Here is a 25,952-nt window from a genome sequence, read left to right as displayed (position 1 = left end):
TGGGCTCGGGTCGGGGGCCACGGCGGCAATGTAACCCGCCTACCTGGCAGGTAATTGAATCTGGACCGCCCAGGCCACAGACTCCATGGGCATGAGTCCGCACACCGGCGCCGAAGTCATGGCGCAATTCATTCCGCAGTCGCCGCTGGTCGCCAAGCTCGGCATCGTCGCCGAAGCCCTCGATGCCCCCGAGGTGCGGTTACGGATGCCGTGGGACCCGTCCAACACCACACTCGCCGACATGGTGCACGGCGGCGCGATCGCGGCGCTGGCGGACGTCACCGTCATGGCCGCGGCGTGGTCGACCGAGCAGGCGCCGGAATCGCTTCGCGGCGTGACGATCTCGATGTCGGTTCAGTACCTGGCACCGGCCCGGTCGACCGACCTGATCGCTTCCGGCCGGGTCCTGCACCGCGGAAAGTCGTTGGTGCACTGCGAAGTCGAGATCACGACTCCGGGCCGCGACCCGGTGGCCAAGGCCGTCGGTACCTACAAGATCGGGTGATCTATCGGAGTCGTCGGCGCCTCGAGGTCATACACGGTGGCGCCACCGACATCGAGCTTGGCGAAATGGCCGGTCACCCACGAGGTGATCTCCGCGGCACTCCCCCGTTCCCGACCACCGCCGGGACCGCGCTTGTGATCGCCGACGATGAAGTAGTGAATCTGGCCGTCCTCGACGTACTGGCGGAACTGCGCCAGGGTCGGTGCGTTGTCGCCACCGGAGAAGCCACCGATCGCCATCAACGAATTGCCGGTGCTCAATTCCAGGTCTCCGGCCTGGAAGGAGCCCACCGTGGCAGCGGCCCACCGGTTGTTGGCACCGCGAAGCAGGTTCTCGAGGTCAGCGTTGGGCCCATCCCGGCCGGGTCCGCCAGGACCGCCACCCGGCCACGAGTCACCGCCGGGCCGCGGCGGGCCGGACATCGACCCGGGACCGCTGCTGTGGCCCTGCGCCACGTTGTACACGGTGAATGAGGCCGATCCGGCCACGCCGGCCGCGATCGCGACGGCGGCGATGACGGCCACCAGCCGTCCGGAACGTTGCCCTGCCACCACGACGGCCACCGCCGACAGAAGCGCCACCACCGCGATGTACCAGCGCAGCGCGGGCATCCAATCCGGGGTGCGGGACAGCAGCGCGAATGCCCAACCGGCCGAGACGACGAGCAGCAGCGCGAGCAGCAGGCGGGCCGACAGCGTGACCCGGCGCTGCCAGAGGTGCGCGACCGTCATCCCGGCCAACGCGGCGACCGCAGGGGCGAGTGCGACGTTGTAGTACGGGTGCACCGTGCCGTCCATGAAGCTGAACACCGCGCCGGTCACCAAAAGCCAACCGCCCCACAGCAGTACGCCGGCACGACGGAGGTCTGTGCGCGGAGCGCGGAAACTCGTCCACAACAACAGCACCAGGCCGATCAACGCCACGGGCAGCAACCACGACACTTCGACGCCCATCGACGGGCCGAACAGTCGGGTGATGCCAGCGTGCCCGCCGAAGAACAGGTTGTCCCGCATGCCACCACCGGGACCGGGGCCGCCGCTGGGACGGTCGCCGCCGGTGATCCGCTCGATGCCGTTGTAGCCCAAGGCCAGTTGCAACAGACTGTTGTCGGTGGAGCCGGCGATGTACGGACGGGCGTCGGCGGGCCACAGACTGACCAGCGCGAGGTACCAGCCCGCCGAAACCACCAGGGCCGCACCCGCCATCAGCAGCGCGCTGACCCGGCGCCAAAACCCGAACGGCGCGGCGACCAGGAACGCCAGGGCCAGTCCCGGCACCGGTAGGAACGCTTGCAGCATCTTGGTCAGGAAGGCGAAGCCGACGATGGCTCCAGTCAGCGTCATCCACCGGGCCGACGCGGCGAATTCGGTGGACTGGATGGCCCGCACCGTGCAGTAGGCCGCGGTGATCAGCAGCAGCACAAGCAACGCATCGGGGTTGTTGAACCGGAACATCAGCGCCGCAACGGGAGTCACCGCCAGCACCAGGCCGGCCAGCAGCCCGGCGGCCGCGCCACTGGTGCGTCGGACCGTCGCGTAGAGCATCCCGACCGCGGCCACCCCCATGAGAGCCTGCGGCAGCAGCATGCTGAATGCACTGAATCCGAAGAGACGGCCAGACAGGCCCATCAGCCACAGCGCGGCCGGAGGCTTGTCGACCGTGATGGCGTTGCCCGCGTCGAAGGAGCCGAACAGCAGCGCTTCCCAGTTCTGGGTTCCGGCCTGGGCCGCGGCCGCGTAGTAGGAGTTGGCCCAGCCCGACGAGCCGAGCGCCCACAGGTACAGCACCGCCGTCCCGGCCAGCAGCGTCAACAGCGCCGATCGTTCCCATACCGGGCGAGTCCAGATTCGCGAGCCGCGGCGGGGTTTCGGCAACTGAGCAACACGGGGCGCAGTGGCGATCACGAGTGGGCCTCCTCGGAAGCAGTTGTGGTGCCGGTCAATTCGTGCGCTTGGGGTGGAACACCCACCCGCGCAGCAGCACGAACCGCACCGCGGTCGCAAGCAGGTTCGCGGCCACCAACACGCTCAACTCGACGAGGTGGTGGGCCTGCGGGACGAACACGTGTAGCCCGGCCAGTGCGCCGCTGGTGATCGCCAGCGCAATACCGAAGACGATCAACCCTTCGAACTGGTGCCGGGTCGCGCTGGCGGCACCGCCGCCGCGGACGCCAAAGGTGAAGCGCCGGTTGGCCGCAGTGTTGACGACCGCCGTGAGCAGCAGCGCGACAAGGTTGGCCGTCTGCGCGCCGAGCGGCGCGTGCATCATCATGAACAGCAACAGGTAGGCCAGGGTGGACGCGACGCCGATGGTGCCGAACCGGACGACCTGACGCAGCAGCGACCGAGGCGCCCCGGACCGGGGGGACGAACCCAATTGGGCGGCAATGGTGTGCACCGGGATGGAGCCGTTGGCGAAACCACGCAGCAGCCGGCCGACACCCTTCAGGTCGGCGGTGGCGGTGGCGATGATGTCGACCCGGCTGTCGGGGTCGTCGACCCAGTCCACCGGAACTTCGTGGATCCGGAGGCCGGTGCGCTCGGCGAGCACCAGCAGTTCGGTGTCGAAGAACCAGCCGGTGTCCTCGACAAGCGGGAGCAGCGCGTGCGCCACGTCGGCCCGGATGGCCTTGAAGCCGCACTGGGCGTCAGAGAACTTGGCAGACAGCGCGCCACGCAGGATCAGGTTGTAGCAGCGGGAGATGAACTCGCGCTTCGGTCCGCGCACGACCCGGGAGGCGCGAGCCAGCCGGGTGCCGATCGCCAGATCGGAGTGGCCGGAGATCAGCGGAGCCACCAGCGGGCCGAGGGCGGCCAGGTCGGTGGAGAGGTCGACGTCCATGTAGACCAGTACCGGCGACGGCGAGTTCGACCACGCTTCGTGCAGCGCACGGCCCCGGCCCTTGAGGTCCAGGTGCAGGACGCGGACGTTGTCCAGCTCGGCGGCCAGCTCCGCGGCGACGCGGGCGGTGTCGTCGATGCTCGCGTTGTCGGCGATGGTGATCTGCACCGGGTACGGGAAGTGCTCTTCCAGGTGGCGGTGCAGGCGGCGGATCGAGCCGGGCAACGCGACCTGCTCGTTGTAGACCGGGACTACGACGTCCAGCACCGGGACACCGGCGGCACGCGCGGCGAGGGCAGCATTGGGGCGGGTCGTGAAGCGTTGCTCGGCGTCGCGCTCGACCAGGTTCGTCATGACACTGATTCTTGGGCCGCAGCTTTAGCCCGCCATGGGGTGAAGCTATGCGCAAGCTATGAGTTTTGAGCGGCGAGTCGACGCGGGTGGCTCAGGTCGTAGACGACGGTGCCCTCGACCGTGGTGGCCGTGAATTGCGAGCTCACCCACGTGGCGATCTGCTGAGATTCCTGGCCGGCGTTGTCCTGGTCCTGATGGCCCCAGCCCATCTTGACGTCGCCGTCGATGAAGTAATGAATCTGGCCGGTGGCCACGTACTGCTCGAACTGTGTCAGCGTGGGCGCCGGGTCGGTGCCGTTGAAACCACCGACCGCCATCACCGGGACACGCGCCGCCAACTGGTAACCGGCGGCGTTGTTGGAGCCGACGACGGCAGCGGCCCACCGGTACTTCGCGGCGTCGGTGCCCAACAGCGCGGTCAAGGCTGCCCCGGGTACCGGCGAATCGAGGAGCCCGCCGCCCGGCCGCAGTCCTTGTGGCGGCGCACCCATCGCGTGGGCGGGTCCACCGGCCGGCCCCCGGGCCTTGCCGCTTCCCGGAGGTGGCCCCCAATTTCCGTGCCCGCCTGCCGGTCCCACCGACGGCATCGCGCCGGTGTGCGAGACCCCGGCAGTGGCAACCGAATACACCGCCGGCGCGGCCAGGCAGGCCGCGACCGCCAACACTGCGGCGAGCCGCGCCGGGCGGAATCGCGGCGGCACCAGTAACAGCGCTACAGCGACCGCTCCGATGATCGGCACCGCCACCCGCAGCCAGCTCAGGCTGCCGCCGCGGCTCAGCAGCATCTCGACCACTGCCGCCGTGACGACCACTGCGCCCGCCATGGTCAGCCGGGCGGGTAACGCCGTGCGATGGCGCCACATCAGGACCGAACCGATACCGAGGCACGCACCGATGGCCGGAGCCAGCGCGACGGTGTAGTACGGGTGCACGATGCCGTTGGCGAAGCTGAACACGGCAGCGGTGAAAACCAGCCACCCGCCCCAGAGGATCAGTGCCGCCCGCGTCGTATCGGCGCGCGGCGCCCGGCGGGTCAGCCACAGCCCCGCAACAAGACAGATCAGGGCCGCAGGCACGAGCCATCCCGCATAGGTTCCCATGCTCGCGCCCAGGAGCCGGTCCCAGCCGGCGTCGAAATTCGGGTTGCCGAGGCCGCCGGGCTCGTTGCCGTTCAACCGGCCCACGCCGTTGTAACCCAGAGCGAGTTCGATGATCGAATCATGTTGCGATCCACCGACATACGGCCGCGCCGACGAGGGCCACAGTTCGACGAGCAACAGGTACCAACCGCCGGAGACGACCATTGCCGCCGTGCCGCCGAGCAGGCGCCAGAACCGCGTACGCAGCTGCGACGGCCCGGCCACCAGGTACGCCGCGGCGAACGCCGGCAGCACCAGGAACGCTTGCAGCATCTTGGCCAGGAACGCGAACCCGGCAGCCACGCCCGCGGCGATCAACCAGCCACGACCGGCGTCTTCCTCGCAGGCGCGTTGCACGCAGTACGCGCTCACCACCAGCAGCAGGACCAGCAGCGCATCGGGATTGTTGAACCGGAACATCAAGGTGGCCACCGGCGTCAAGGCGAACACCGCCCCGGCCAGTAGAGCGGCGGCCGGCCCGGCAGCGCGGCGGACCGCGGCGTAGAGCACCGCCACCGCGGCCACGCCCATCAGGGCCTGCGGCACCAGGATGCTCCACGAGCTGAGCCCGAAAAGCCGCACCGAGAGGTCCATCACCCACAGCGCGCCCGGGGTCTTGTCGACGGTGATGGCATTGCCGGAATCGCTGGCGCCGAACAACATCGCGGTCCAGTCGCTGGCACCGGCCTGTGCCGCCGCTGAATAGAAGCTGTTGGCCCAACCACTGGCCGACAGGTTCCACAGGTACAACACAGCCGTCGCCGTCAGCAGGACGCCGAGCTGGAGCCGCTCCCCGACGGGGCGGCGCAATACGAGAGTCACCGGTCTGATTGTGGGCGAGCCGGCTAGGCGGACGTCGAGGCGACGCTATGCGGTGGCTGTGAGACCGAACCCGCCGGAACCGCGGGCAACCGCACCGTGAATACCGTGGCTCCGGGTCGGCTGTCGGCGCTGATGGTGCCGCCGTGCGCCTTCACCACGGCGGCGACGATGGCCAGCCCCAGTCCGGTGCTACCGGCCTGCCGGGACCGCGACGAGTCACCGCGGGCGAACCGCTCGAACACCTCGGGCTGCAACGCCTTTGGAATGCCCGGGCCGTCGTCGGCGACGCTGATCACCGTCGCGTCCGGATCAGCGGTCAGCGCGATGGTCACCGATGTCCCCGCCGGCGTGTGGGTACGGGCATTCGCCAACAGGTTCACCAGCACCTGGTGCAGCCGGGCCGGATCACCCTCGATGGTGATGGGTTCGTCGGGCAGGTCCAGCGACCAGTCGTGATCGGGACCGGCGACGTGTGCATCGCTGACGGCATCGACGATCAGTTGCGACAGGTCGACGCTCTCCATCTCCAGCGGCCGGCCGGCGTCCAGTCGCGCCAGCAGGAGCATGTCCTCGACGAGCCGGGTCATGCGCGCTGTCTCGGATTCGACGCGGTTCATCGCGTGGGCAACGTCGGCGGGAAGCTCGCCGCTCTTGCGTTGCGCCAGTTCGGTATAGCCGCGGATCGCGGCGAGCGGTGTGCGGAGTTCGTGACTGGCGTCGGCCACGAACTGGCGCACCCGCGTCTCACTGGCATGACGGGCCGCGAGGGCGGCGGCGACCCGGTCCAGCATGCGATTCAGCGCCGAACCCAGTTGGCCCACTTCGGTGTGCGCGGCGACCGGGTCGACGTGGACGATCTCCGGCGGCAGCTGCACCTCTCCCCTGTCCAGTTCCCGGTCGGCCACGTCGCGCGCGGCGGCGGAAACCCTTGACAGCGGGGCGAGTTGGCGCCGGATGATCCAGACGCCGACCGTCGTCGCGCCGATCAGCGCCAGTGCCCCCACCGCACAGAACATGCCGAGCACCCATAGCAGCGTGTTGTCGACGTGTCTGGTGGGCAGCCCGGTCACGATGGTCTGTGGCCCGCCGTGCCGGGGAGGCAGGCCGATGACGCGATAGCGGCCCAGCCCGTCGATCTCCATGGTCCGGATCTTGCGGTCCGGCGGTACCTGCGCCAATTGTGCTGTGGCCGTGGTACTCAACGACGCGCGACTACCCTCGGAAGTGATGACGCCGGCGTCGACCTGGCCGCGGAACACCACCGCCCCGAGGGTGCCGACGGCCTGCCCGGGTGCGTTGAGGAAGCCGGGGCCGGGGCCGGCCTCGGGGTCGAAGCGCATGCGGAAATGCGGATCCATGGACGGCCGCGGTACCCCACCGGTCAGGGGCGGCGCCATGGGCGGTGGCGGCAGCTCGAAGATGGCGGCCGAGCGCCGGCCCGCCTCCAGTACCTGGTCGTTCAGCTGGTGCAGCAGAAAACGTTGCAGCGCAAACTCGGTCGCCGCACCGACGCCGATGATGACCAGTGCCAGCAGCAGCACCTGGGTGACCAGCAAGCGGACCCGCAGCGACCAGCTCCGCGGCTGCCAGACCCGCGTGCCGGACGCCTCAGCGGGCAGGTCGGAGGACATATCCGGCGCCACGCAGGGTATGGATCATGGGCTCGCGTCCACTGTCGATCTTCTTGCGCAGGTAGGACACATACAGCTCAACGATGTTGGAGCGGCCGCCGAAGTCGTAGCTCCACACCCGGTCGAGGATCTGAGCCTTGCTCAGCACCCGTTTTGAGTTGCGCATCATGTACCGCAGCAGCTCGAACTCGGTCGCGGTCAACGTGATCTGCTCGCCGCCGCGCGTCACCTCGTGGCTGTCCTCGTCGAGCACCAGGTCGCCGACGACGATCTGCGCGCCACCGGCTTCGTTGGCCACCCCCGTGCGTCGCAGCAGCGCGCGCAGTCGTAGCACCACTTCCTCGATGCTGAACGGCTTGGTGACGTAGTCGTCGCCGCCCGCGGTCAAGCCGGCAATGCGGTCCTCGACCGAATCCTTCGCGGTCAGCAGCAGCAGCGGCAGCCCCGGAATCTGCTCACGCAACTTGCGCAGCACGTCGAGCCCGCTCATGTCGGGCAGCATCACATCCAGCACGACCACATCAGGCGGGTTGTCCTTGGCCAGCGCGATCGCGGCCGCACCATCGCCGGCGGTGGCGATATCCCAGCCCTCGTAGCGCAAGGCCATGGAAACGAGCTCGGCCAGGACCGGCTCGTCGTCGACGACCAGGACGTTGATCGGCTTCCCGTCGGCCCGGTGCATCACGACGCGCGGGGTTTCACTGTCACGGGCGGGACTGCTGGGACCACTCACAGCTCTATTATTCGCACTGCTGTGGGACTCGACTGTGACAAGTCTATGTGCGAGCTATGAATCGGAGCCCGCCCGGCTAGCCCTGCGGGTTGGTGTTCGGGGACTGACCCGCGAACAGCGGTGCCTTGCCGGTGATCGCCGGCGCCGCAAAGGTGACGGGCGCGGTCGTGCTTGTCGAAGTGATCAGCGTGCTGTCGGCACTCGTCGACTGGGACGGGGCGGCCAACACGCCCGCACATACCGCTACCGCACCCATCGCGGCGCTTCCGCCGATGATGCCGATCGCCCATTTCGTGGTGATGCCGGAAGTCTCTGCTCGACTCATGGGTTCCCTCCCGTGTACTTGGGACCACTGCGCTGCGCCGCGCCGTCGGTGCACGCGGCCGGTCAGATATTCCAAGTGAACAGGGTGAATCTGGCAGGGTCCTGGATTGGTTCTGGTAGTTCACCAACATCGCCACGAGGCGGTAATCACGCCTGCACCCGCCGTCATCTCTTAACCTGTGCGCATGCGGTTATCGGTGAGCGGCCCATGACGCGGTTCCTGATCCGCCGATTGTTCAATTACGCGATCCTGTTGACGCTGGCGACATTTCTCACTTTCGCGCTCACCTCGGTGACCTTTCACCCGCTGGACAATCTGTTGCAGCGCAACCCCCGCCCGCCGCAGTCCGTGATCGACGCCAAGGCGCACGACCTCGGCCTCGACAAGCCGTTGCTGCCGCGCTACGCCAACTGGGTATCCGGGGCCGCACATGGCGACTTCGGAAAAACCGTTACCGGGCAGCCTGTTTCAGGAGAATTGGGACGGCGGGTGTGGACCAGCCTGCGGCTGGTGGCCATCGGATCGATCCTGGGCAGCATCATCGGCGTGATCATCGGGGCCTGGGGCGCCGTCCGGCAGTACCGGCTCTCCGACCGGACCATCACCGTGGTGGCGCTGTTGATCCTCAGCGCCCCGACGTTCGTCATCGCCAACCTGCTGATTCTCGGCGCGCTCGGCGTGAACGAGGTGCTCGGTTTCCAGCTCTTCCAGTACACGGGCGAGACCTCGCCGTACGCGGCAGGTGGCTGGCCCGGGTTCATCGATCGGCTGCAGCACCTGGTGCTGCCGACCACCACCCTGGCCCTCGGCGCCATCGCGGGATACAGCCGCTACCAGCGCAACGCGATGCTCGACGTGCTCGGCCAGGACTTCATCCGCACCGCACGTGCCAAGGGCCTGACGCGACGCCAGGCGCTCTTCAAACACGGCCTGCGCACCGCGCTGATCCCGATGGCCACGCTCTTCGCCTACGGAGTCGCCGGGCTGGTCACCGGCGCGGTGTTCGTCGAGAAGATCTTCGGCTGGCACGGCATGGGTGAATGGATGGTGCAGGGTATCCAAGCTCAGGACGCCAACATCGTCGCCGCGTTCACCTTGTTCTCCGGGACCACGATCCTCATCGGCGGCCTGCTGTCCGACGTCGTCTACGCCGCCCTCGACCCCCGGGTGCGGGTCTCATGAGCGTCCAGCTCGGGCTGCCCCGCGCCCGGTTCGCATCGCGCCGCACGCTGGTGGCGCGGCGGTTCGTCCGCAACCGGCCCGCGGTGGTGGCGTTGTGTGCGTTGTGCCTGCTCTTCCTGGGCTGCTACGCGCTGCCGCCGCTGCTCCCGTACTCGTACACCGACATGGACTTCGGCGCGCTGCTGCAACCACCGGACGGCCGGCACCTATTCGGCACCAACGCCCTCGGGCAGGACGTTTTCGCACAGACGTTGCGCGGCATGCAGAAGTCGATGCTGATCGGTGTCTGCGTGGCCGTGATCTCGACGGCCATCGCCGCGACGGTCGGCTCGGTCGCGGGTTACTTCGGTGGCTGGCGGGACCGGGCCTTGATGTGGATCGTGGACCTGCTGTTGGTGATCCCGAGCCTCATCATCATCATGATCATCACCCCGCGACTCGGTCAGTCCAGCCGGGTCTTCTGGTTGATCGTGCTGTTCTCGATATTCGGCTGGATGATCAGCTCACGCATGGTGCGTGGCCTGACCATGAGCCTGCGCGAACGCGAGTTCGTCACGGCCGCACGGTACATGGGGGTCAGCCACGCCAGGATCATCGCGCGGCACATCGTGCCGAATGTGGCCTCGATCCTCATCATCGACACGACGCTCAACGTGGGCATGGCGATCCTCGCCGAAACCGGTTTGAGTTTCCTGGGTTTCGGGATCCAGCCGCCCGACGTATCCCTGGGCACGTTGATCGCCGACGGCACCCCGTCGGTCACCACATTTCCCTGGGTGTTTTTGTTCCCGGCCGGGGTGCTGGTGCTGATCGTGCTGTGCGCCAACCTGATCGGTGACGGGTTGCGCGACGCGCTCGATCCCTCGGCGCGGCCCCGGCGGCGACGGGCTCCGAGGGTGACCAAATGAGCGCCCCGCTGCTCGAGGTCCGCGACCTCACTGTCAGCTTCCAGACCGCCGACGAAGACGTGTCGGCGGTGCGAGGCATGAACTTTCACATCGCCCCCGGTGAGGTGCTGGCGTTGGTCGGCGAGTCCGGTGCGGGCAAATCAGCCACCGCCATGGCGGTGGTGGGACTGCTGCCCGAGCATGCCCAGGTGACCGGTTCGGTGACATTACAGGGCAAGCAGCTCGTCGGGCTCGACGACGCCGCGATGTCCGAGGTGCGCGGCCGCGTGATCGGGACGGTGTTCCAGGACCCGATGTCGGCACTCACCCCGGTGTACACCGTCGGCGACCAGATTGCCGAAGCCCTTCGCGTGCACGACCGTTCGGTGGGGCGGCAGGCCGCGCGCAAGCGCGCGGTCGAACTGCTGGAGCTGGTCGGCATCAAACAGCCCGAGGTCCGCGCCAAGGCATTCCCGCACGAGTTGTCCGGCGGCGAGCGGCAGCGCGTCGTCATCGCCACCGCGATCGCCAACGACCCCGACCTCATCATCTGCGATGAACCCACCACCGCACTCGACGTCACCGTGCAGGCGCAGATCCTCGACGTGCTGCGCACCGCCCGCGACGTGACCGGCGCCGGGGTGCTGATGATCACCCACGATCTGGGGGTGGTCGCCGAATTCGCCGACCGCGCAATGGTGATGTACGCGGGCCGGGCGGTTGAGACCGCGCCCGTGGCGAACCTGTACCGCGACCGGGTGATGCCATACACCGTCGGCCTGCTGGGGTCGGTGCCGCGGCTCGATGCCCCGCAGGGCTCGCGGTTGGTGCCGATTCCCGGTTCACCGCCATCGATGGCCGGCCTCGCGCCGGGCTGCCCGTTCGCGCCGCGCTGCCCCCTGGCGGACGACGACTGCCGGGCGGCAGAGCCGCCACTACTCGAAGTCGGGCCCGGGCATGCGGCCGCCTGCATCCACACCGACCAGGTGACGGGCCGCAGCGCGGCCGAAATCTACGGGGTGGCAACCGAACCCGAGGTCGTGGCTGATGACGACGCCGACCGGCCCGTGGTGCTCGTGGTCAGCGACCTGGTCAAGACCTTCAAACTCAGTGGCGGAATGTTGCGGCGCACGGTCGGTGAACTGCGGGCGGTCGACCACGTCAGCCTGCAGCTGCGGCAGGGCCGGACCCTCGGCATCGTCGGCGAGTCCGGCTCCGGCAAGACCACCACGCTGCATCAGATTCTGAATCTGACGGCACCGCAATCGGGTTCGATCACGGTGCTTGGTCATGACGTGGCCGGCCTGAACCGTGACACGCGGCGGGAGCTGCGCGGCGACCTCCAGGTGGTGTTCCAGGACCCGGTGGCCGCTCTTGATCCCCGCCTGCCGGTGTTCGATGTCCTGGCCGAACCGTTGCGGGTCGGCACGTTCGACAAGAACCGCATCGAGGACCGCGTCAGCGAGCTCCTCGGCATCGTCGGCCTGCGGCACGAGGACGCCGCGCGCTACCCCGCCGAGTTCTCCGGCGGGCAGAAACAGCGCATCGGCATCGCCCGGGCACTGGCACGGCAGCCCAAGATTCTGGCGCTCGACGAACCGGTGTCGGCACTGGACGTCTCGATCCAGGCCGGCATCATCAACCTGCTACTGGACCTGCAGCAGCGCTTCGACCTGTCGTACCTGTTTGTCTCGCACGATCTTTCCGTGGTCCGGCATCTGGCCCACACCGTGGCGGTGATGTACAAGGGCGCTGTCGTCGAACAGGGAGACGCCGCACAGATTTTCCGCGATCCGCAGGACCCGTACACCCAGCGGTTGCTGAGTGCCGTGCCGCAGCCGGGAGGTGAATGATGGCTTCTCGTCGTAACCGGCTGCTGACGGTCCTGGTGGCCCTACTCGCCATAGCCGCGCTGGGCGTCTCGATCAGCGGCTGCTCGAGCCAGTACCGCGGATCCAGCGCCGGCGCACCGAAACTCGGTGCGGCCAACGACCTCAATCCGCGAGATCCGTCGACCCTGATGCAGGGCGGCAATCTGCGCCTCGCGCTCACCGCGTTTCCGGACAACTTCAACACGCTGAATATCGATGGCAACTCGGTCGACACCGCCTCGATCCTCAGGCCGACCCTGCCCCGGGCCTTCATCGTCGGCCCCGACGGTTCGACGACCGTCAACCACGACTACTTCACGGACATCCAGCTCACGAGCACCGACCCGCAGGTGGTCACCTACACGATCAACCCCAAGGCGGTGTGGAGCGACGGCACCCCGATCACCTGGCAGGACATCGCTTCACAGATCACCGCGACGCGGGGCAAGGACCCGGCCTATCAGATCGCCAGCCCCAACGGCAGTGAACGCGTCGCGTCGGTGACCCGCGGCGTCGACGACCGGCAGGCGGTCATGACCTTCACCAGCCACTACGCCGACTGGCGCGGCATGTTCGCCGGCAACGGCATGCTGCTGCCGAAGGTTTCCACGGCCAACCCCGAGGTGTTCAACAAGGGCCAACTGACCACACCCGGCCCGTCGGCGGGGCCGTTCGTCATCTCGAACGTCGACCGCGGTGCGCAGCGAATCACGTTGACCCGCAATCCTCGATGGTGGGGCGCCCGGCCGCTGCTGGACAGCATCACGTTTCTCGTGCTCGACGACGCCGCCCGCATCCCGGCGCTGCAGAACAACGCCATCGATGCCACCGGGCTGGGGTCACTCGATGACATGGTGCGTGCCCGACGCACGAAAGGCGTCGACATCCGCACCGCCCCGGGACCCACGTGGTCGCACCTGACCTTCAACGGCGCGCCCGGTTCGATCCTCGCCGACCCGGCGCTGCGCCACGCCGTCGCGATGGGCATCGATCGGCAGACCATCGTCACTGTCCTGCAGCACGGTCTGGTGGACCATCCGGTGCCGCTCAACAGCCACATCTACGTCGCCGGCCAAGAGGGCTATCAGGACAACAGTGGCGGAACACCTTTCGACCCGGTGGCGGCACGACACGAGCTCGACTCGCTGGGCTGGACGCTGCCTGCGGGCCGCTCGGTGCGGGAGAAGGACGGCCGGCCGTTGAGCGTTCGGCTCGTCTTCTATGACGCCTCCGGCGGCCGGCAGATCGGGCAGATCGCCCAGAAGACCCTCGCCGACATCGGCGTCCGGCTCGATCTGGTGGTGTCCTCGGGCGCAGACCTGTTCAGCCAGTACATCATTCCCGGCAACTTCGACATCGCCGCGTTCGCCTGGCAGGGCGACGCCTTCCCGTTGAGCGGTCTGACCCAGATCTATGCCGCCGACGGTGAGAGCAACTTCGGCAAGATCGGCAGCCGCGAAATCGACGCCAAGATCGAGCAGACGCTCGACGAACTCGATCCCGTCAAAGCACAGGCGCTGGCGAATCAGCTGGATCGGCTGTTGTGGGCCGAAACCTTCAGCCTGCCGCTCGCCCAGTCCCCCGGAAACGTCGCGGTCCGAAGCACTTTGGCCAACTTCGGCCCAGCGGGCCTGGGCGACCTGAACTACATGACGATCGGGTTCACCAAGTCCTGAGCTGGCGGATGGCCCGCGGCAGCGCGGCAGGCACCAACGCCTCCGCGGCCGCGGCGGTCGTGATGCCCCGAACCATCAGGCGGACCGCGAAATCCAGCGGTTCGTTGTCCAATTCTGTTGCCCGGTCCGGCAATCCGGCCTGCTCGCCGGCGACCACCGCGGCGGCGATGGCCAGCGCCGATCCCTCCCGCATGTCGAGCACACTGTGTCCCGCGGACGGCAGTTCCAGTAGTACAGCGTCGGGAATCAGCGCCGCGACCCGCCGCGCGACCGCCGGCGGCGTGATCAGGTCACGACCGCCGGAGATCACCACGGTCGGCCAGTCGAATCCCGGCATGGCCGACACCAGATCGAACGGTTCGGCGACGAAATCCGCATCGCCGGTGGCAGATTCGCGATACGCCAGGGCCGGGTCGATCGGCAGGCCGTCGGGCTCGGGGGCGTAGTTGAGTTCCTGGTAACCGATGTGCTCGACGAGATCGGGTTCATGCCGGTACGGCGTCTTGCTCTCGAACAGTAGCTTGGTGCTGTGCCCGATGGCGTGCCACAGCAATCCCCTTCCGGTGAGCAGCAATTCGAGCTGCTGCTCCAGCACCTCCGGACCGACCAGGCCGTATAGCCCGGCCGCCAATTGCACTACCCAGGGCGTCAGTTTCCCGTCCGCGGCCAGGTCCCGGACCCGGCTCGCCAGGCCCTCGGTGGACGGCGCGGTGCCCTCCCATAACGCGGCGCGGGTGGCCTCTCGCACCGCCTTGATGTCATCAGCGCAGAGCAAAGGTGAGTCGAGCACCATCGCGTGCACCCTCTCGGGATGACGGACGCCGACACCCGCCGCCAGGTAGCTGCCGTAGGACGTGCCGTAGACCACCGCCGACCGGGCGCCGGCGTGCTCCACCACCGCCGCGATGTCGTCGACGGCGGCCTCGATGGTCAGCGCCTCAGCGGGCAGGTCGGCGCCGGCATCGTCGTGCCGGGACATCCCGACGCCACGGTGCTCGACCATGATGACGTCGAGGCCCGCAGCCGTCGCCCGGCGGCGCAGATTGCGGTAGTGCCCGATCGACGCCGCGCCCGGCCCGCCAGGGATGATCACCAGCGGATGGTCGCTGGGCGGGCCGGTCCGCACGTAGAACAGCTCGAATTCCTCTGCGCCGCTTGGCCGGACCGGTCGGCGCACCGACGTCACCCCGGGTAGTGCCGCGAGCTTGTCGTGCGCTCGGCGGCGTTTGGCGTTCATGGTCATCGAGACTCATTGTGCCGTGCGCAGCTTCGGCATCACTGGGAGTAGTGATGTGATCCCTCAGGAGGTGATGAGGTCGGCGGCCTTCTCCCCGATCAGCACGCTCGGGGCGTGCGTGTGGCCGCGGATGATCGTCGGCATCACCGAGGCGTCGGCCACTCGCAGCCCGTCGACGCCGCGTACCCGCAGCTGCGGGTCCACCACGCTGGCCTCGTCGGTGCCCATCCGGCACGTCGTGGTCGGGTGATAAAGCGTGTGCGACGTAGTGGCAAGGGCTAGCTCCAGCGTCCTGTCGTCTAGCTCCCGTGCGCCGACCGGCCGGGCGATGTCGCCGAGCAGGCCCTTCAGCGCCGGTGCCTGGGCGATGTCTGCCAGCATCCGCAAGCCCGCCAGCAGCGCCGCGCGATCGGCACCCTCGGGGTCGGAGAGGTAACGCGGGTCGATGATCGGCTTGGCCAGCGGATCAGCCGACCCCAGGCGGATGGTGCCGGTGCTCTTGGGCTTCACGAGAATGGGTCCCATCGCCACCGCATCGCGCGGGTATGCCTCGCCGATGCCCTCATCGAAGAACGGCGCGGGCGCGAAGATCAGCTCGACGTCGGGCTGAGCGAGATCGGGATTGCTGCGCACGAACCCGTACGCCTCACCGACGTTCGACGTCAGCATGCCGCGGCGACGGCCCAGGTAGTTGAGCAGTTGCACCGGCTTTTCGGCGCTGATCAGGGTCTCACAGTTGGCATCGAATCCGACCAGCACCACGAGGTGGTCCAGCAGATTCGAGCCGACGCCGGGCGCATCGTGGACGACGTCGATGCCGTGCTCGGCCAAATGCTCGCGCGGACCGATTCCGGACAGCATCAGCAGCTGCGGGCTGTTGATCGCACCGCCAGACAGGATCACCTCGCGGCGCGCCCGGACGATCTGGCGACGGCCGTCCGCCTCGTACTCGACGCCGACCGCCCGGCCGTCCTCGATCAGTACCCGCGTGGCGGTAGCACCCGTACGCAGATGCAGGTTGGACCGTCGCAGCGCCGGCCGCAGGTACGCGTCGGCGGTACTCCACCGGGCGCCGCGGCGCTGGCAGACCGTGGTCTCGACGAATCCCTCGTGGCCACACTGGCCCGCAGCCTCCAGCCACGCCGCGGTGATGCCGCGCGGGCTGCGCTGCGGGCTGAGCACCAGGGGCCCGGCCTCTATCCGGTCGAAGTACTTCTCGACAGCCGCGTACGACCACTCTTCACCGGCGAGCTCACCCCACTCGTCGTAGTCGGCGGGCATCCCGCGGACCCACATCATGGCGTTCATCGACGACGAGCCGCCGAGGGTCTTGCCGCGCGGCCAGAAGATCTTCCGGTCGGCGAGCTCGGGCTGTGGTTCGGTCGAGTAGTCCCAATCGAATTCACCGCGGAACAGCTTCGCGAAGGCGGCGGGGATGCGGATGAACTGGTTCTTGTCGGCGGCCCCCGCCTCGAGTACCACCACCTGCGAGGCGCCGTCGGCGCTCAGACGATCAGCCAGCACCGCGCCGGCCGAGCCGGTCCCTACGACGACGAAATCAGCGATCACCGCCGCAGTCTAGGCGGTGAGCTCGATTCTCGTGGCGTCCTCGACACTGGCGTAACGCTCTGGGCTGCAGGTCAACACGATCACCTGGCCGTCACCGCCGACCGCGTCGAACACCTCCCCCATCCGGGCCAACCGGCCGGCGTCGGTGAAACCCAATGCATCGTCGATGATCACCGGGACGGTGTCCTCTTTGGCCACCAACGCCGCCCCGGCGAGCCGAGCCACGATTCCGAGCTGTTCCTTGGCCCCGCCCGACAGGCTGTCATACGGCACCGTGGTGCCGGCGACGGTGCGACTGCAAATCCGCAGATCACTGTCGACCTCGACGGCGAAGCTGTCGCCGAACACGATGCGCCCCAGCCGTTCCACCTCGGTGCGGAACGGCGCCACGTACCGTTGCCTGGCCTGGTCACGGTGCCGGCCCATGACGGTGCGCAGCAGCTCAGCCGCCCGAGCGCGACGGCCCACCGCGGCATACTCGGACTCCGCGTGCCGCAACGCCACCTCGGCGACATCCAGTTGGCTCTGCCGCCCCTGGGTGCCGTACACCTTCAATTGTGCTGCGACATCCCGCAATTGGTCGTCGAGCTCGAGGCGCCGGGCAACGATTCGGGCCGAATCCGCGGTGGCCGTTGCCAGTTCGGCGTCGACGACCTCGGGTGTGGTGGCCGCCAGCGCGGCGGCCAGTTCCTGTTCGCGCGCCGCGGCGACGGCAGCCTGCTCCGTCAACGTCGCGGCACGCTGGCTCAACGCGGCGTCGTCTTCGAGTTCGCGCTGCCGAGCCAGTCGCTCGCCGGCCTCGGTCAGCGCGGTCGTCGCCGCGGTCACCTTCTCGCGAGCGACCGTCGCCGCAGTCAGCGCGGCAGCCGCGGCCGCCGCCGCAGTGGTTGCTGCATCCCGGCACTGCTCGTAATCGGTTGCCGCACGCCGCTGTTCGGCGTCCGCAGCCTCCAGCTCCGCCCGGGCAGCCCCGACATCGATGGGATCGGCGTCGCCGAACTGCTCCCGCAGCCCCGCCAGCCGAGCCGCGAGCACCTCGACCGTGTCGGCGCCCAGCAGCGTCTGCCGGGTGACGGTCAGCCGATCACGTTCGGCCTCCAGTTCACGGCGGCGGGCGTCCAACGCACGCACGGCCTCGACATCGGCCACACCGTGCGGCTGCAGTGCATCCGCCAGGGCACGGCGCGCAGCGTCGAGGACAGCGCTGGTATCCGCGGCCGGAGTGCCGGGCAGGACCCGTACGGTCAGCAGACCCGGGAGCTCCACATCGGTCCGGCCGCCCACGCTGCTGGTCCATTCCGCCCCGGCGGACAAGGTGATGTCCTGGTCTCCGACCCGCAGTTGAACGTCACCGTGAGCAACCAATTCGATTCGCGCCGAGGCGAGTTCAGCGGCTGCGGCAGCGCGGTCCACCGCCGCGGCGGCCGTTTCGATGGCGCGCATGCCCGCCGCGGTCAGCGTGATCTTCGCCAGCTGCTCGGCGACCACCGCGAGTTCCTCGACGGCGGTCCGCACCCGTTTCAGTTGGCCGGCCAGCCGATCGGCTTCGGCACGCTGGGACAGCTGGTCCACCACTCGCCGGGCCGCGTCCAGGCGCACCCGACCGGCCTCCACCACGGACCGCGCCACTGCCACCGCGTTATCCGCGGTGTGCTGGAGCTGCGCCGCGGCGACGTGCTGCTGCCCGGCGTACTCGGCCGCGGCGGCCAGGTCACCGATGCTGCCGGTCCGCTGCTCGACGTCGGCCTGGAGCCGCTGCCGCTCGTCCAGCGCACTTCGGGCCGCGGTCGACGTGGCCACCGCGGCTTGCGCCTGCACCCGCGCCTGAGCGAGCTCGTCGCGGATTCGAGCCACCGCGCCGGCCGCCTCGCGGGCCGCGGCCAGCCGCACGTCAGCGGCCGTCAATTGCTCTGCGGCCGTGGCCAATTCAGCGGTCAGCTCGCCGTGCCGCCGCACCGCGTCGTCGACCTCGGCCACGGCTGCGGCGCGCGCGGCAACCTCGGTCTGTGCAGCCTTGAGGCCCTTGATGGCCTCGGCCCACACACCGGTGGGACGGCCGGTTTGGGTGAAATACTTCAAGTATTCGACGTCGATCCGGTCGACCAGCAGCGGCTCGTTGCCCGACAGGGCACCCTCGAGCGCCCCGGCCTGACCGGCCGCCACATCGAGTGCCCGCGCCAGCGCGTCGCAGCCGGCCAGATCGACCGGCATCATCGCCGCGGACTGCAGGATGCGCTGAGCCCGCCACAGTTCGGTGTCAACGGTCTCGTCGAGCATGGCCCGCACCCGGTCGTGCGCCTCGTCGCCGGTGAGCTGCTCGCGGCGCGGCGCCAGGATGGTCAGCCGCGTCTCGGCCTTCTTGTGGAACCGCTTGTAATACTCGAACCGGTAGGGGCCGGTGGAGATTTCGGCCGTCACCTCGGCGCCGACATCGACATGCGTCGGCTTGACCTGCTTGACCTCTTTCTTGGTCGAGCGGTCCTTGGACTCCAACAGCAGATCGAGTGCCTCGATCATGGAGGACTTACCGATCTCGTTGGCGCCGGCGACCACAACCACGCCGCGATCGGGAAAATCGATCTCACGGTGGGTGATTCCGCGGTAATTGGTGAGGACCAGACGGTGCAGCTTCATGCCGCGGTCCCCCGATCGACCAGACGCAGCAGCAGCGCGAGAGCCGCCCGGGCGTCCTCGGCGTCGTCACCCGATGCGCTTGCGGTGCCGACGAGTTCGTCGACCGCTGCCGCGGCGAACCCGCCGATGCCCAAGTCCGAGAATTCGCCGTCCGCCGGGACAACCACGAGGTCGGTGTGCCGCTCCCATGTGGTGAGTGCCGCGAACAAGCGCGCGTAACGATCCAGGCAGGCGTCGAGCACAGCCTTGTCGGAAATGGTCAGCGACCCCGTCAGCGCCAGCCGGACCACGGTGCGCTCCTTGTCCGGCAGGCCGTCGAGATTCAGGTCCACGTCGGCGATATCGCGGTCCGTGTCGACGATGCGCCGCAGCGTGACGAACCGCCACTGCCCCACCCGCCGGGCCTCGACCGTCACAGTTTTGGCCTCGGCTGCGACATCCAAGTCCACCACCAGCACGTGACCCGAATCCGCTTCGATGTCATCGTAATTCGTGACTTCCGGCGCGCCGGAATACCACACCCGTCCGGTGCTGCCGACCTCGGTACGAGAGTGCTTGTCCCCCAACGCCACGTAGTGCACAGCGCCCCGGCGCACGGCGGCCTCGACGGCGTCCAGCCGGATCAGCGACGGTTTGGTGGGATCAGGATCGAGGACGTCAACCCCGCCGTGGCCCACCACAATTCGGGTGACGCCGTCGGCCGGCAGGTCGCCGATCGCATCGCCCGTCAGGTCCGTGGTGGGCGCCTTGGAGCGCCACGGTGCACCGACGAGCTGCACCCCGGGCCGCAGCTCGTGCACACCGTCGAGCACCGTGACGTTCGGCGGGCATTCGGCGAGGAACAAGGTGCTCGTGTACACCGACGACGGATCCAGCGGATCGTGATTGCCGGGCAACAGGAAGACCGGGACCTTGATGGCCCGCATGGCCTCGAGTGACAGGCTGACCTCACGCGGGTCGAGCTGGTTGTGCTCGAAGACGTCGCCCGCCACGACGACGAACTCGGCACCGACCTCAGCGCACAGGGCACCGAGGCGAGCCACCGCGTCACGACGTGCGGCCGAGTAGCGCGGCTGCGCCTCACCGCCCAGGAAATGCCGGGTCATACCGAGCTGCCAGTCGGCGGTGTGGACGAAACGCATGCGGCGAGTGTAAAACCGGGCACCGACAACTTCGGGGATCTACGGTGGGCGGGTGACGGCAACCCGAACATTGATCCTGCTGCGGCACGCGAAATCCGACTATCCCGACGGGGTCGCCGACCATGACCGGCCGCTGGCCAAGCGCGGCATTCGCGAAGCGGCACTGGCCGGGGACTGGATTCGGGAGCAGCTACCGCCCGTTGACGCCGTCCTGTGCTCGACCGCCACCCGGACCCAGCAGACGCTCGCCCGCACCGGGATCGACGCACCCGTGACGTACGCCGAACGCCTCTACGACGCGACGGCAGGCATCGCCATCGACGTCATCAACGGCGCGCCGGAGGCCGCGGATACGCTGCTGGTGATCGGCCACGAGCCGGTCATGTCGTCGCTCGCGCTGAGTTTGGCGTCGCTCGACACCAGCGACCGCGACGCCGCCGGCCAGATCGCGCTGAAGTACCCGACGTCGGCGATCGCGGTACTGCACACCGACCGGCACTGGTCACAACTGGAACTGCACAGCGCCAGGTTGGTGGAGTTCCACATCCCCCGTTAGGAGTTGGTGGCGAGCGTCAGCTCCATCAGCTTGGTGGCCATCCCGCAGGTGTCCGCACCCGGCCCCTGCGGGTTCACCCACCAGCCCACGACACCCGCGGCGTCGCTGGCCACACCGCACGAACCGTTGGGGTCGTTCGGGTGCATGATGATCGACTTCACGCCGGCGATCGCCTTGTTCTCGTACTTGTAGTTGAGGTGCTGGGCGACCTTCGTCTCCTCGTCGAGGCTGCCCTGCTCGTACCAGAACCGGGTGATGTCGATGAGGCCCGCGGACTGGTTCAGTGCCTGCCAGCGGCACACCGCGCCCACGAAGGTGCTCTGGATGTCCAGCGGGTCCGCACCGACCGTCTTGGCCAGCACGTCGTTGGTCAGGACGTCACACTCTTTGAGCAGGTTGGGGTACGAGTCGGCCGAATGCTCACTGCCGCCGCCGGCACCTTCCTTCATCGCGGTGCCCTCGACCGACCGGGCGCATCCCACGAGCGCCAGCGCCGACATCACGACGACGGCTCCAGCCAGTTTTCGCTGTGTCATTTCGCGTTCGCAATCGATTGCCGGGCCAGTTCCTTCGCGACGTCGCACGGGTCGGGGAAGGGCTTCTGGGAGAAGCTGATGGACCATTCGATGAAGTCGTCATCGAACTGGATGCCGACCTCACACAGGCTCTTGCCGATCATCGGGTCCTCACCGAGTGCGACGAAACCCGAGTGGCCCTGGATGTTGATGTCGTTGACGTCGGCGCGCGTCCGCTCCTCGGTCTTGCGTTCGCGGCCGATTGGGCTGCCCCGGTACCAGGTGAACGAGAAGTGCGGACCGAGGATGCCGCCGTTGACCAGCCACTGGCAGCCGACGGAGTTCTTCGCGGTGTTGACGAGGCCAGCGACCTGGGTCAGCTGGCTGACGGTCTGATCACTGACGCCGCCGCACACCGGGAACATCGGGCCGTGCTTGGCCGGGCCCGACGCCGACGGGCTCGAGGGGCCGCCTGCAGGAGTGCCGCCGCTGTTGCCCTGGTCCGAGCAGGCGGACATCGCCGGGATCATGGCCGCGGCAAGCACGGTCGCGGCGGCGGTCTTCACCTGTCTGCGGGTCACGCCATGCACTGTAGCGGCAGGTTCTGAGGTCAACCACCGACATGCCGACTGACCTGGTCTTTCTACAAGCTTTGCCGGGTGTGCCACAGTAACCGCATGCTCTGGGCACTGCTGCGGCAGTACACGAGACCGTATCGGCGGCAGCTGACGGTGGTGGCGACGCTGCAGCTGATCAGCACGCTGGCCTCGCTGTACCTGCCCACACTCAACGCCCGGATCATCGACCACGGCGTCGCCCGCGGCGACACCGCCGTCATCGGGCGACTCGGCGGCATCATGCTGGCAGTCAGCGCACTGCAGGTGCTGTGTGCGATCGGTGCGGTCTACTTCGGTTCCCGCGCCGGCATGGGGTTCGGCCGCGACCTGCGGTGGGCGGTGTTCCACCGGGTGCTCGGCTGGTCCAATGCCGAGGCCGTGCGCTTCGGGGCGCCCACCCTCATGACGCGCACCACCAACGACGTCCAGCAGATCCAGGTACTCGTGCAGATGACCTGCACCATGCTGATCACCGCGCCCATCATGAGCATCGGCGGCATCGCGATGGCCGTGCACCAGAACGCCGGGCTGTCCTGGCTGTTGCTGGTCAGCGTGCCGGTGATGGCGATCTGCAACTACCTGATCATCTCGCGCCTCTTGCCGCTGTTCCGCAGCATGCAGCGGTTGATCGACAACATCAATCGGGTGCTGCGCGAACAGCTCACCGGTATCCGCGTCGTTCGCGCGTTCTCTCGGGAAGACGACGAACGCGAGCGGTTCGCGGAGGCCAACCACGCGCTGACCGACACCACCCTGACGGTCGGCCGGTGGCAAGCGTTGATGCTGCCGGCGACGACGCTCGTGGTGAACCTCTCCAGTGTCGCGGTGATCTGGTTCGGCGGCATCCGCATCGACCACGGCCAGATGGAGGTCGGCTCGCTGATCGCCTTCCTGTCCTACTTCATGCAGATCCTGATGGCCGTGTTGATGGTGACCATCGTGCTGGTGATCCTGCCGCGGGCATCGGTGTGCGCCGAGCGGATCACCAATGTGCTCGCGACCGAGCCGACGATCGTGGCGCCCGCTGCGCCGGTGGTGCCGGACGTTCGGCGCGGGGAAATACAGGTGGCGGCAGCCACCTTCGGGTATCCCGGGGCCGACGATCCTGTGCTGCACGGGGTTTCGCTGACCGCCCGACCCGGGACGGTGACGGCTGTCGTCGGATCGACAGGGTCAGGGAAGTCGACACTGATGGCGCTGCTGTGCCGCATGTATGACGTGACCTCCGGTGCGGTTCTGGTCGACGGCGTCGACGTGCGCGACTACGACCCCGAACAGCTGTGGTCGATGATCGGCGTGGTGCCCCAGCGCGGGCACATGTTCTCCGGCACCGTCGCCGACAACCTGCGGTTCGGCAAGGCCGATGCCACCGACGCCGAGATGTGGGCCGCGCTCGGTGTCGCGTCGGCTGAATTCGTGGCGGACCATCCCGAAGGACTCGGCATGCCCGTCGCCCAGGGCGGCACGAATTTCTCCGGTGGCCAGCGCCAGCGTCTGGCCATTGCCCGTGCAGTGATCCGCCGGCCGGCGGTGTATCTGTTCGACGACGCGTTCTCGGCGCTAGACGTCCACACCGATGCCCGGGTGCGGGCCGCGTTGTCCGCGACGGCTGCCGATGCCACGGTGGTCATTGTTGCCCAACGTCTTTCGACGGTCGCCGCTGCCGACCAGATCGCCGTATTGGACAACGGCCAGGTGGTGGGCCTCGGGACGCATTCCGAGCTGATCGAGTCGTGCCCGGTGTACCGCGAATTCGCGGAATCGCAGGCGGTTGTGTCCGGAGGTGTGGCGTGACCCGGCCGCCGTCCGCCGCGATGCTGGCTTCGGCGCAGCGGTCCGAGAACTTCCTCGGCACGGCGCTGCGGCTGGTGAAACAGCTGGCGCCGCAACGCGGTCGGGTGATCGTGGTGATGCTGTTGGGCATCGGGGGGATCGCCGTCGGCGTGCTCGGGCCCCGCATCCTGGGCCACGCCACCGACCTGTTGTTCAACGGCGTACTGGGCCGCGGCTTGCCGGCGGGGATCACCCGCGAGCAGGCGGTCGCCGCGGCCCGGGCGCGCGGCGACAACACCTTTGCCGACCTGCTCGCCGGCTCCAATGCGATTCCGGGACAGGGCGTCGACTTCAGCGCGATCGGTCATGTGCTCACTGTTGCGTTGCTGCTGTATCTCGGTTCGGCGGTCATGGTGTGGGCCGAGGCGCGGCTGCTCAACACCATCGTCCAACGCACCATGCTCACGCTGCGCGCGCACGTCGAGGACAAGATTCACCGGCTGCCGTTGGCCTACTTCGATTCCCGGCCCCGGGGTGAAATCCTCAGCCGGGTCACCAACGACATCGACAACGTCCAGACCTCGCTGACGATCACCGTCAGCCAGCTGCTGACGTCGGCACTGACGGTGGTGGCGGTACTGGCGGCGATGATCTGGATTTCGCCGCTGCTGGCGTTGATCACCGTGCTGACCGTACCGTTCACCTTGCTCGCGACGCGGATCATCACCAAGCGGTCGCGGCAACAGTTCATGGCGCAATGGCGCAACATGGGCCGGCTCAACGCCCACATCGAAGAGACCTACAGCGGCTTCACCGTGGTCAAGACGTTCGGGCACCGGGCACTGGCCGAAGCGAAGTTCCGCGAGCTGAATGACGATGTGTACCAGGCGAGTTTCGGCGCGCAGTCGCTGTCCGGCCTGGTCTCCCCCATCACGACGTTCATCGGCAACATCAGCTACGTCGGCGTCGCGGTGGTCGGTGGCATCCAGGTGGCGACCGGGCAGATCAGCCTCGGCAGCATCCAGGCGTTCATCCAATACGTACGGCAGTTCAATCAGCCACTGACCCAGATCGCGTCCATGTACAACACCATGCAGTCCGGGATGGCCAGCGCGGAACGGGTTTTCGAGTTCCTGGACGCGGACGAGGAAGTCGCTGACGCGGCACCGGCTCCCGTTCGCGCGGCGGATGCGGCAGACCGGGTGGAGTTCGAGCGGGTCGACTTCTCCTACCTACCCGGCACGCCGGTGATCGAGGACCTGTCGTTCGTCGCCGACCCGGGTAGCACCGTAGCCATCGTGGGGCCGACCGGGGCCGGCAAGACCACGCTGGTGAATCTGCTGATGCGCTTCTACGAACCGGATTCGGGCCGAATCCTGCTGGGCGGTCGCGACATCGCCACGATGAGCCGAGCCGAGTTGCGGTCGCGTATCGGCATGGTGCTGCAGGACACCTGGCTGATCGGCGGCACCATCTACGACAACATCGCCTACGGACGCCCGGACGCCACCGAGGCCGAGGTCATCGCGGCCGCCCGCACCGCCCGCGTCGACCATTTCGTGCACACCCTGCCGAACGGCTATCAGACGCGGCTGAACGAAAACGGCGTGAACATCAGCGTCGGCGAGAAGCAGCTGATCACCATCGCCCGCGCACTGCTGCGGCAACCCCAGCTGCTGATCCTCGACGAAGCCACCAGTTCCGTCGACAGCCGCACCGAGCTGCTGATCGCCCAGGCCACCGCAGAACTCCGCCGTAATCGGACGAGTTTCATTATCGCGCACCGGCTTTCCACCATCCGCGACGCCGATCTGATCCTGGTGGTCCAGGCCGGCCGGATCGTCGAGCGCGGGTCCCACGACGAGCTGCTCCAGCGCCGCGGGGCGTACTGGAAGATGACGCAGGCCTGATCTCGAACACGGCGGGCGCCGCCTGCTGTGACT

The 25,952-nt window shown here is 68.1% G+C and carries 20 protein-coding genes; 8 read left to right on the top strand and 12 right to left on the bottom strand.

The window, feature by feature from the left end; translation table 11 throughout:
• Positions 1–85: 85 nt before the first annotated feature.
• Positions 86–505, top strand: a complete 420-nt coding sequence (locus G6N59_RS22675) for a PaaI family thioesterase (RefSeq protein WP_138229086.1) — start codon at positions 86–88, stop codon at positions 503–505.
• Here G6N59_RS22675 and G6N59_RS22670 read toward each other — a convergent pair.
• From G6N59_RS22670 to G6N59_RS22645, 6 genes are all read right to left on the bottom strand, one after another.
• A complete protein-coding gene (locus tag G6N59_RS22670; protein ID WP_170212363.1) occupies positions 490–2,379 on the bottom strand; it encodes an ArnT family glycosyltransferase in 1,890 nt (629 codons plus the stop codon). The two genes, G6N59_RS22675 and G6N59_RS22670, sit on opposite strands and share 16 nt — an antisense overlap.
• Before the next feature lie 64 nt (positions 2,380–2,443).
• Positions 2,444–3,700 (bottom strand): bifunctional glycosyltransferase family 2/GtrA family protein, encoded by a 1,257-nt coding sequence (locus tag G6N59_RS22665; RefSeq protein ID WP_138229084.1) that lies wholly within the window; start codon positions 3,698–3,700, stop codon positions 2,444–2,446.
• Between the two features lie 56 nt (positions 3,701–3,756).
• Positions 3,757–5,670, bottom strand: a complete 1,914-nt coding sequence (locus G6N59_RS22660; protein ID WP_138229083.1) for a glycosyltransferase family 39 protein — start codon at positions 5,668–5,670, stop codon at positions 3,757–3,759.
• A gap of 14 nt (positions 5,671–5,684) precedes the next feature.
• On the bottom strand, positions 5,685–7,292 hold the full coding sequence (locus G6N59_RS22655; RefSeq protein ID WP_138229082.1) for a sensor histidine kinase: 1,608 nt from the start codon (positions 7,290–7,292) through the stop codon (positions 5,685–5,687).
• Positions 7,270–7,974, bottom strand: coding sequence for a response regulator transcription factor (locus tag G6N59_RS22650; protein ID WP_138229138.1), 705 nt, complete (start codon positions 7,972–7,974; stop codon positions 7,270–7,272). Before G6N59_RS22650 ends, G6N59_RS22655 begins: the two co-directional genes overlap by 23 nt.
• Before the next feature lie 127 nt (positions 7,975–8,101).
• On the bottom strand, positions 8,102–8,350 hold the full coding sequence (locus G6N59_RS22645; protein WP_138229081.1) for a hypothetical protein: 249 nt from the start codon (positions 8,348–8,350) through the stop codon (positions 8,102–8,104).
• A gap of 207 nt (positions 8,351–8,557) precedes the next feature.
• Between G6N59_RS22645 and G6N59_RS22640 the strand changes: the two genes are divergently transcribed.
• The 4 genes from G6N59_RS22640 to G6N59_RS22625 are packed head-to-tail and all read left to right on the top strand — an operon-like array spanning position 8,558 to position 13,966.
• Positions 8,558–9,532 (top strand): oligopeptide ABC transporter permease OppB, encoded by a 975-nt coding sequence (locus G6N59_RS22640; protein ID WP_138229080.1) that lies wholly within the window; start codon positions 8,558–8,560, stop codon positions 9,530–9,532.
• Positions 9,529–10,440 carry an oligopeptide ABC transporter permease OppC gene (locus G6N59_RS22635; RefSeq protein ID WP_138229079.1) on the top strand — a complete coding sequence of 304 codons (912 nt, stop codon included), beginning with the start codon at positions 9,529–9,531 and terminating at the stop codon, positions 10,438–10,440. The genes G6N59_RS22640 and G6N59_RS22635 overlap by 4 nt, the downstream gene beginning before the upstream one ends.
• Complete coding sequence (locus G6N59_RS22630) at positions 10,437–12,272, top strand: oligopeptide ABC transporter ATP-binding protein OppD (RefSeq protein WP_138229078.1); 1,836 nt, start codon at positions 10,437–10,439, stop codon at positions 12,270–12,272. Before G6N59_RS22635 ends, G6N59_RS22630 begins: the two co-directional genes overlap by 4 nt.
• Entirely contained in the window at positions 12,269–13,966 is a 1,698-nt protein-coding gene (locus G6N59_RS22625) for an oligopeptide ABC transporter substrate-binding protein OppA (RefSeq protein ID WP_138229077.1), read from the top strand. The genes G6N59_RS22630 and G6N59_RS22625 overlap by 4 nt, the downstream gene beginning before the upstream one ends.
• Here G6N59_RS22625 and G6N59_RS22620 read toward each other — a convergent pair.
• From G6N59_RS22620 to G6N59_RS22605, 4 genes are read right to left on the bottom strand one after another with little or no spacing between them, the layout of a single operon-like run.
• The gene (locus G6N59_RS22620) at positions 13,953–15,209 is read right to left on the bottom strand and encodes an alpha/beta hydrolase (protein ID WP_138229076.1); all 1,257 of its coding nucleotides are present in this window, start codon (positions 15,207–15,209) and stop codon (positions 13,953–13,955) included. The two genes, G6N59_RS22625 and G6N59_RS22620, sit on opposite strands and share 14 nt — an antisense overlap.
• Positions 15,210–15,266: 57 nt before the next feature.
• Positions 15,267–16,772, bottom strand: a complete 1,506-nt coding sequence (locus G6N59_RS22615) for a GMC family oxidoreductase (protein ID WP_138229075.1) — start codon at positions 16,770–16,772, stop codon at positions 15,267–15,269.
• Positions 16,773–16,781: 9 nt separating this feature from the next.
• Positions 16,782–19,406: an AAA family ATPase gene (locus G6N59_RS22610; protein ID WP_138229074.1), complete on the bottom strand. Its 2,625-nt coding sequence runs from the start codon at positions 19,404–19,406 to the stop codon at positions 16,782–16,784.
• The gene (locus G6N59_RS22605; RefSeq protein WP_138229073.1) at positions 19,403–20,548 is read right to left on the bottom strand and encodes a metallophosphoesterase family protein; all 1,146 of its coding nucleotides are present in this window, start codon (positions 20,546–20,548) and stop codon (positions 19,403–19,405) included. The genes G6N59_RS22610 and G6N59_RS22605 overlap by 4 nt, the downstream gene beginning before the upstream one ends.
• A gap of 52 nt (positions 20,549–20,600) precedes the next feature.
• Between G6N59_RS22605 and G6N59_RS22600 the strand changes: the two genes are divergently transcribed.
• Positions 20,601–21,104 (top strand): SixA phosphatase family protein, encoded by a 504-nt coding sequence (locus G6N59_RS22600; RefSeq protein WP_138229072.1) that lies wholly within the window; start codon positions 20,601–20,603, stop codon positions 21,102–21,104.
• Here G6N59_RS22600 and G6N59_RS22595 read toward each other — a convergent pair.
• Positions 21,101–21,640, bottom strand: a complete 540-nt coding sequence (locus tag G6N59_RS22595) for a DUF3558 domain-containing protein (protein WP_138229071.1) — start codon at positions 21,638–21,640, stop codon at positions 21,101–21,103. The two genes, G6N59_RS22600 and G6N59_RS22595, sit on opposite strands and share 4 nt — an antisense overlap.
• Positions 21,637–22,149 (bottom strand): DUF3558 domain-containing protein, encoded by a 513-nt coding sequence (locus G6N59_RS22590; RefSeq protein WP_138229137.1) that lies wholly within the window; start codon positions 22,147–22,149, stop codon positions 21,637–21,639. Before G6N59_RS22590 ends, G6N59_RS22595 begins: the two co-directional genes overlap by 4 nt.
• 147 nt (positions 22,150–22,296) lie before the next feature.
• Here G6N59_RS22590 and G6N59_RS22585 point away from each other — a divergent pair, with 147 nt between their 5' ends.
• Together G6N59_RS22585 and G6N59_RS22580 are read left to right on the top strand one after the other, a co-directional pair.
• Positions 22,297–24,030, top strand: a complete 1,734-nt coding sequence (locus G6N59_RS22585) for an ABC transporter ATP-binding protein (RefSeq protein ID WP_138229070.1) — start codon at positions 22,297–22,299, stop codon at positions 24,028–24,030.
• 20 nt (positions 24,031–24,050) lie between these two features.
• A complete protein-coding gene (locus tag G6N59_RS22580; protein WP_138229136.1) occupies positions 24,051–25,919 on the top strand; it encodes an ABC transporter ATP-binding protein in 1,869 nt (622 codons plus the stop codon).
• Positions 25,920–25,952: the final 33 nt, after the last annotated feature.

The organism is Mycolicibacterium aubagnense (genome assembly GCF_010730955.1).
GTDB lineage: Bacteria > Actinomycetota > Actinomycetes > Mycobacteriales > Mycobacteriaceae > Mycobacterium > Mycobacterium aubagnense.
This window is presented reverse-complemented; position numbering and strand designations above follow the sequence as displayed.

Bases quoted from the DNA above. Each gene is read 5' to 3' on its own strand.
- G6N59_RS22675 (WP_138229086.1), top strand. From the start codon at position 86: ATGGGCATGAGTCCGCACACCGGCGCCGAAGTCATGGCGCAATTCATT.
- G6N59_RS22665 (WP_138229084.1), bottom strand. From the start codon at position 3,700: ATGACGAACCTGGTCGAGCGCGACGCCGAGCAACGCTTCACGACCCGC.
- G6N59_RS22655 (WP_138229082.1), bottom strand. From the start codon at position 7,292: ATGTCCTCCGACCTGCCCGCTGAGGCGTCCGGCACGCGGGTCTGGCAG.
- G6N59_RS22650 (WP_138229138.1), bottom strand. From the start codon at position 7,974: ATGCACCGGGCCGACGGGAAGCCGATCAACGTCCTGGTCGTCGACGAC.
- G6N59_RS22645 (WP_138229081.1), bottom strand. From the start codon at position 8,350: ATGAGTCGAGCAGAGACTTCCGGCATCACCACGAAATGGGCGATCGGC.
- G6N59_RS22640 (WP_138229080.1), top strand. From the start codon at position 8,558: ATGACGCGGTTCCTGATCCGCCGATTGTTCAATTACGCGATCCTGTTG.
- G6N59_RS22635 (WP_138229079.1), top strand. From the start codon at position 9,529: ATGAGCGTCCAGCTCGGGCTGCCCCGCGCCCGGTTCGCATCGCGCCGC.
- G6N59_RS22630 (WP_138229078.1), top strand. From the start codon at position 10,437: ATGAGCGCCCCGCTGCTCGAGGTCCGCGACCTCACTGTCAGCTTCCAG.
- G6N59_RS22625 (WP_138229077.1), top strand. From the start codon at position 12,269: ATGATGGCTTCTCGTCGTAACCGGCTGCTGACGGTCCTGGTGGCCCTA.
- G6N59_RS22620 (WP_138229076.1), bottom strand. From the start codon at position 15,209: ATGACCATGAACGCCAAACGCCGCCGAGCGCACGACAAGCTCGCGGCA.
- G6N59_RS22610 (WP_138229074.1), bottom strand. From the start codon at position 19,406: ATGAAGCTGCACCGTCTGGTCCTCACCAATTACCGCGGAATCACCCAC.
- G6N59_RS22605 (WP_138229073.1), bottom strand. From the start codon at position 20,548: ATGCGTTTCGTCCACACCGCCGACTGGCAGCTCGGTATGACCCGGCAT.
- G6N59_RS22595 (WP_138229071.1), bottom strand. From the start codon at position 21,640: ATGACACAGCGAAAACTGGCTGGAGCCGTCGTCGTGATGTCGGCGCTG.
- G6N59_RS22590 (WP_138229137.1), bottom strand. From the start codon at position 22,149: ATGATCCCGGCGATGTCCGCCTGCTCGGACCAGGGCAACAGCGGCGGC.
- G6N59_RS22585 (WP_138229070.1), top strand. From the start codon at position 22,297: ATGCTCTGGGCACTGCTGCGGCAGTACACGAGACCGTATCGGCGGCAG.
- G6N59_RS22580 (WP_138229136.1), top strand. From the start codon at position 24,051: ATGCTGGCTTCGGCGCAGCGGTCCGAGAACTTCCTCGGCACGGCGCTG.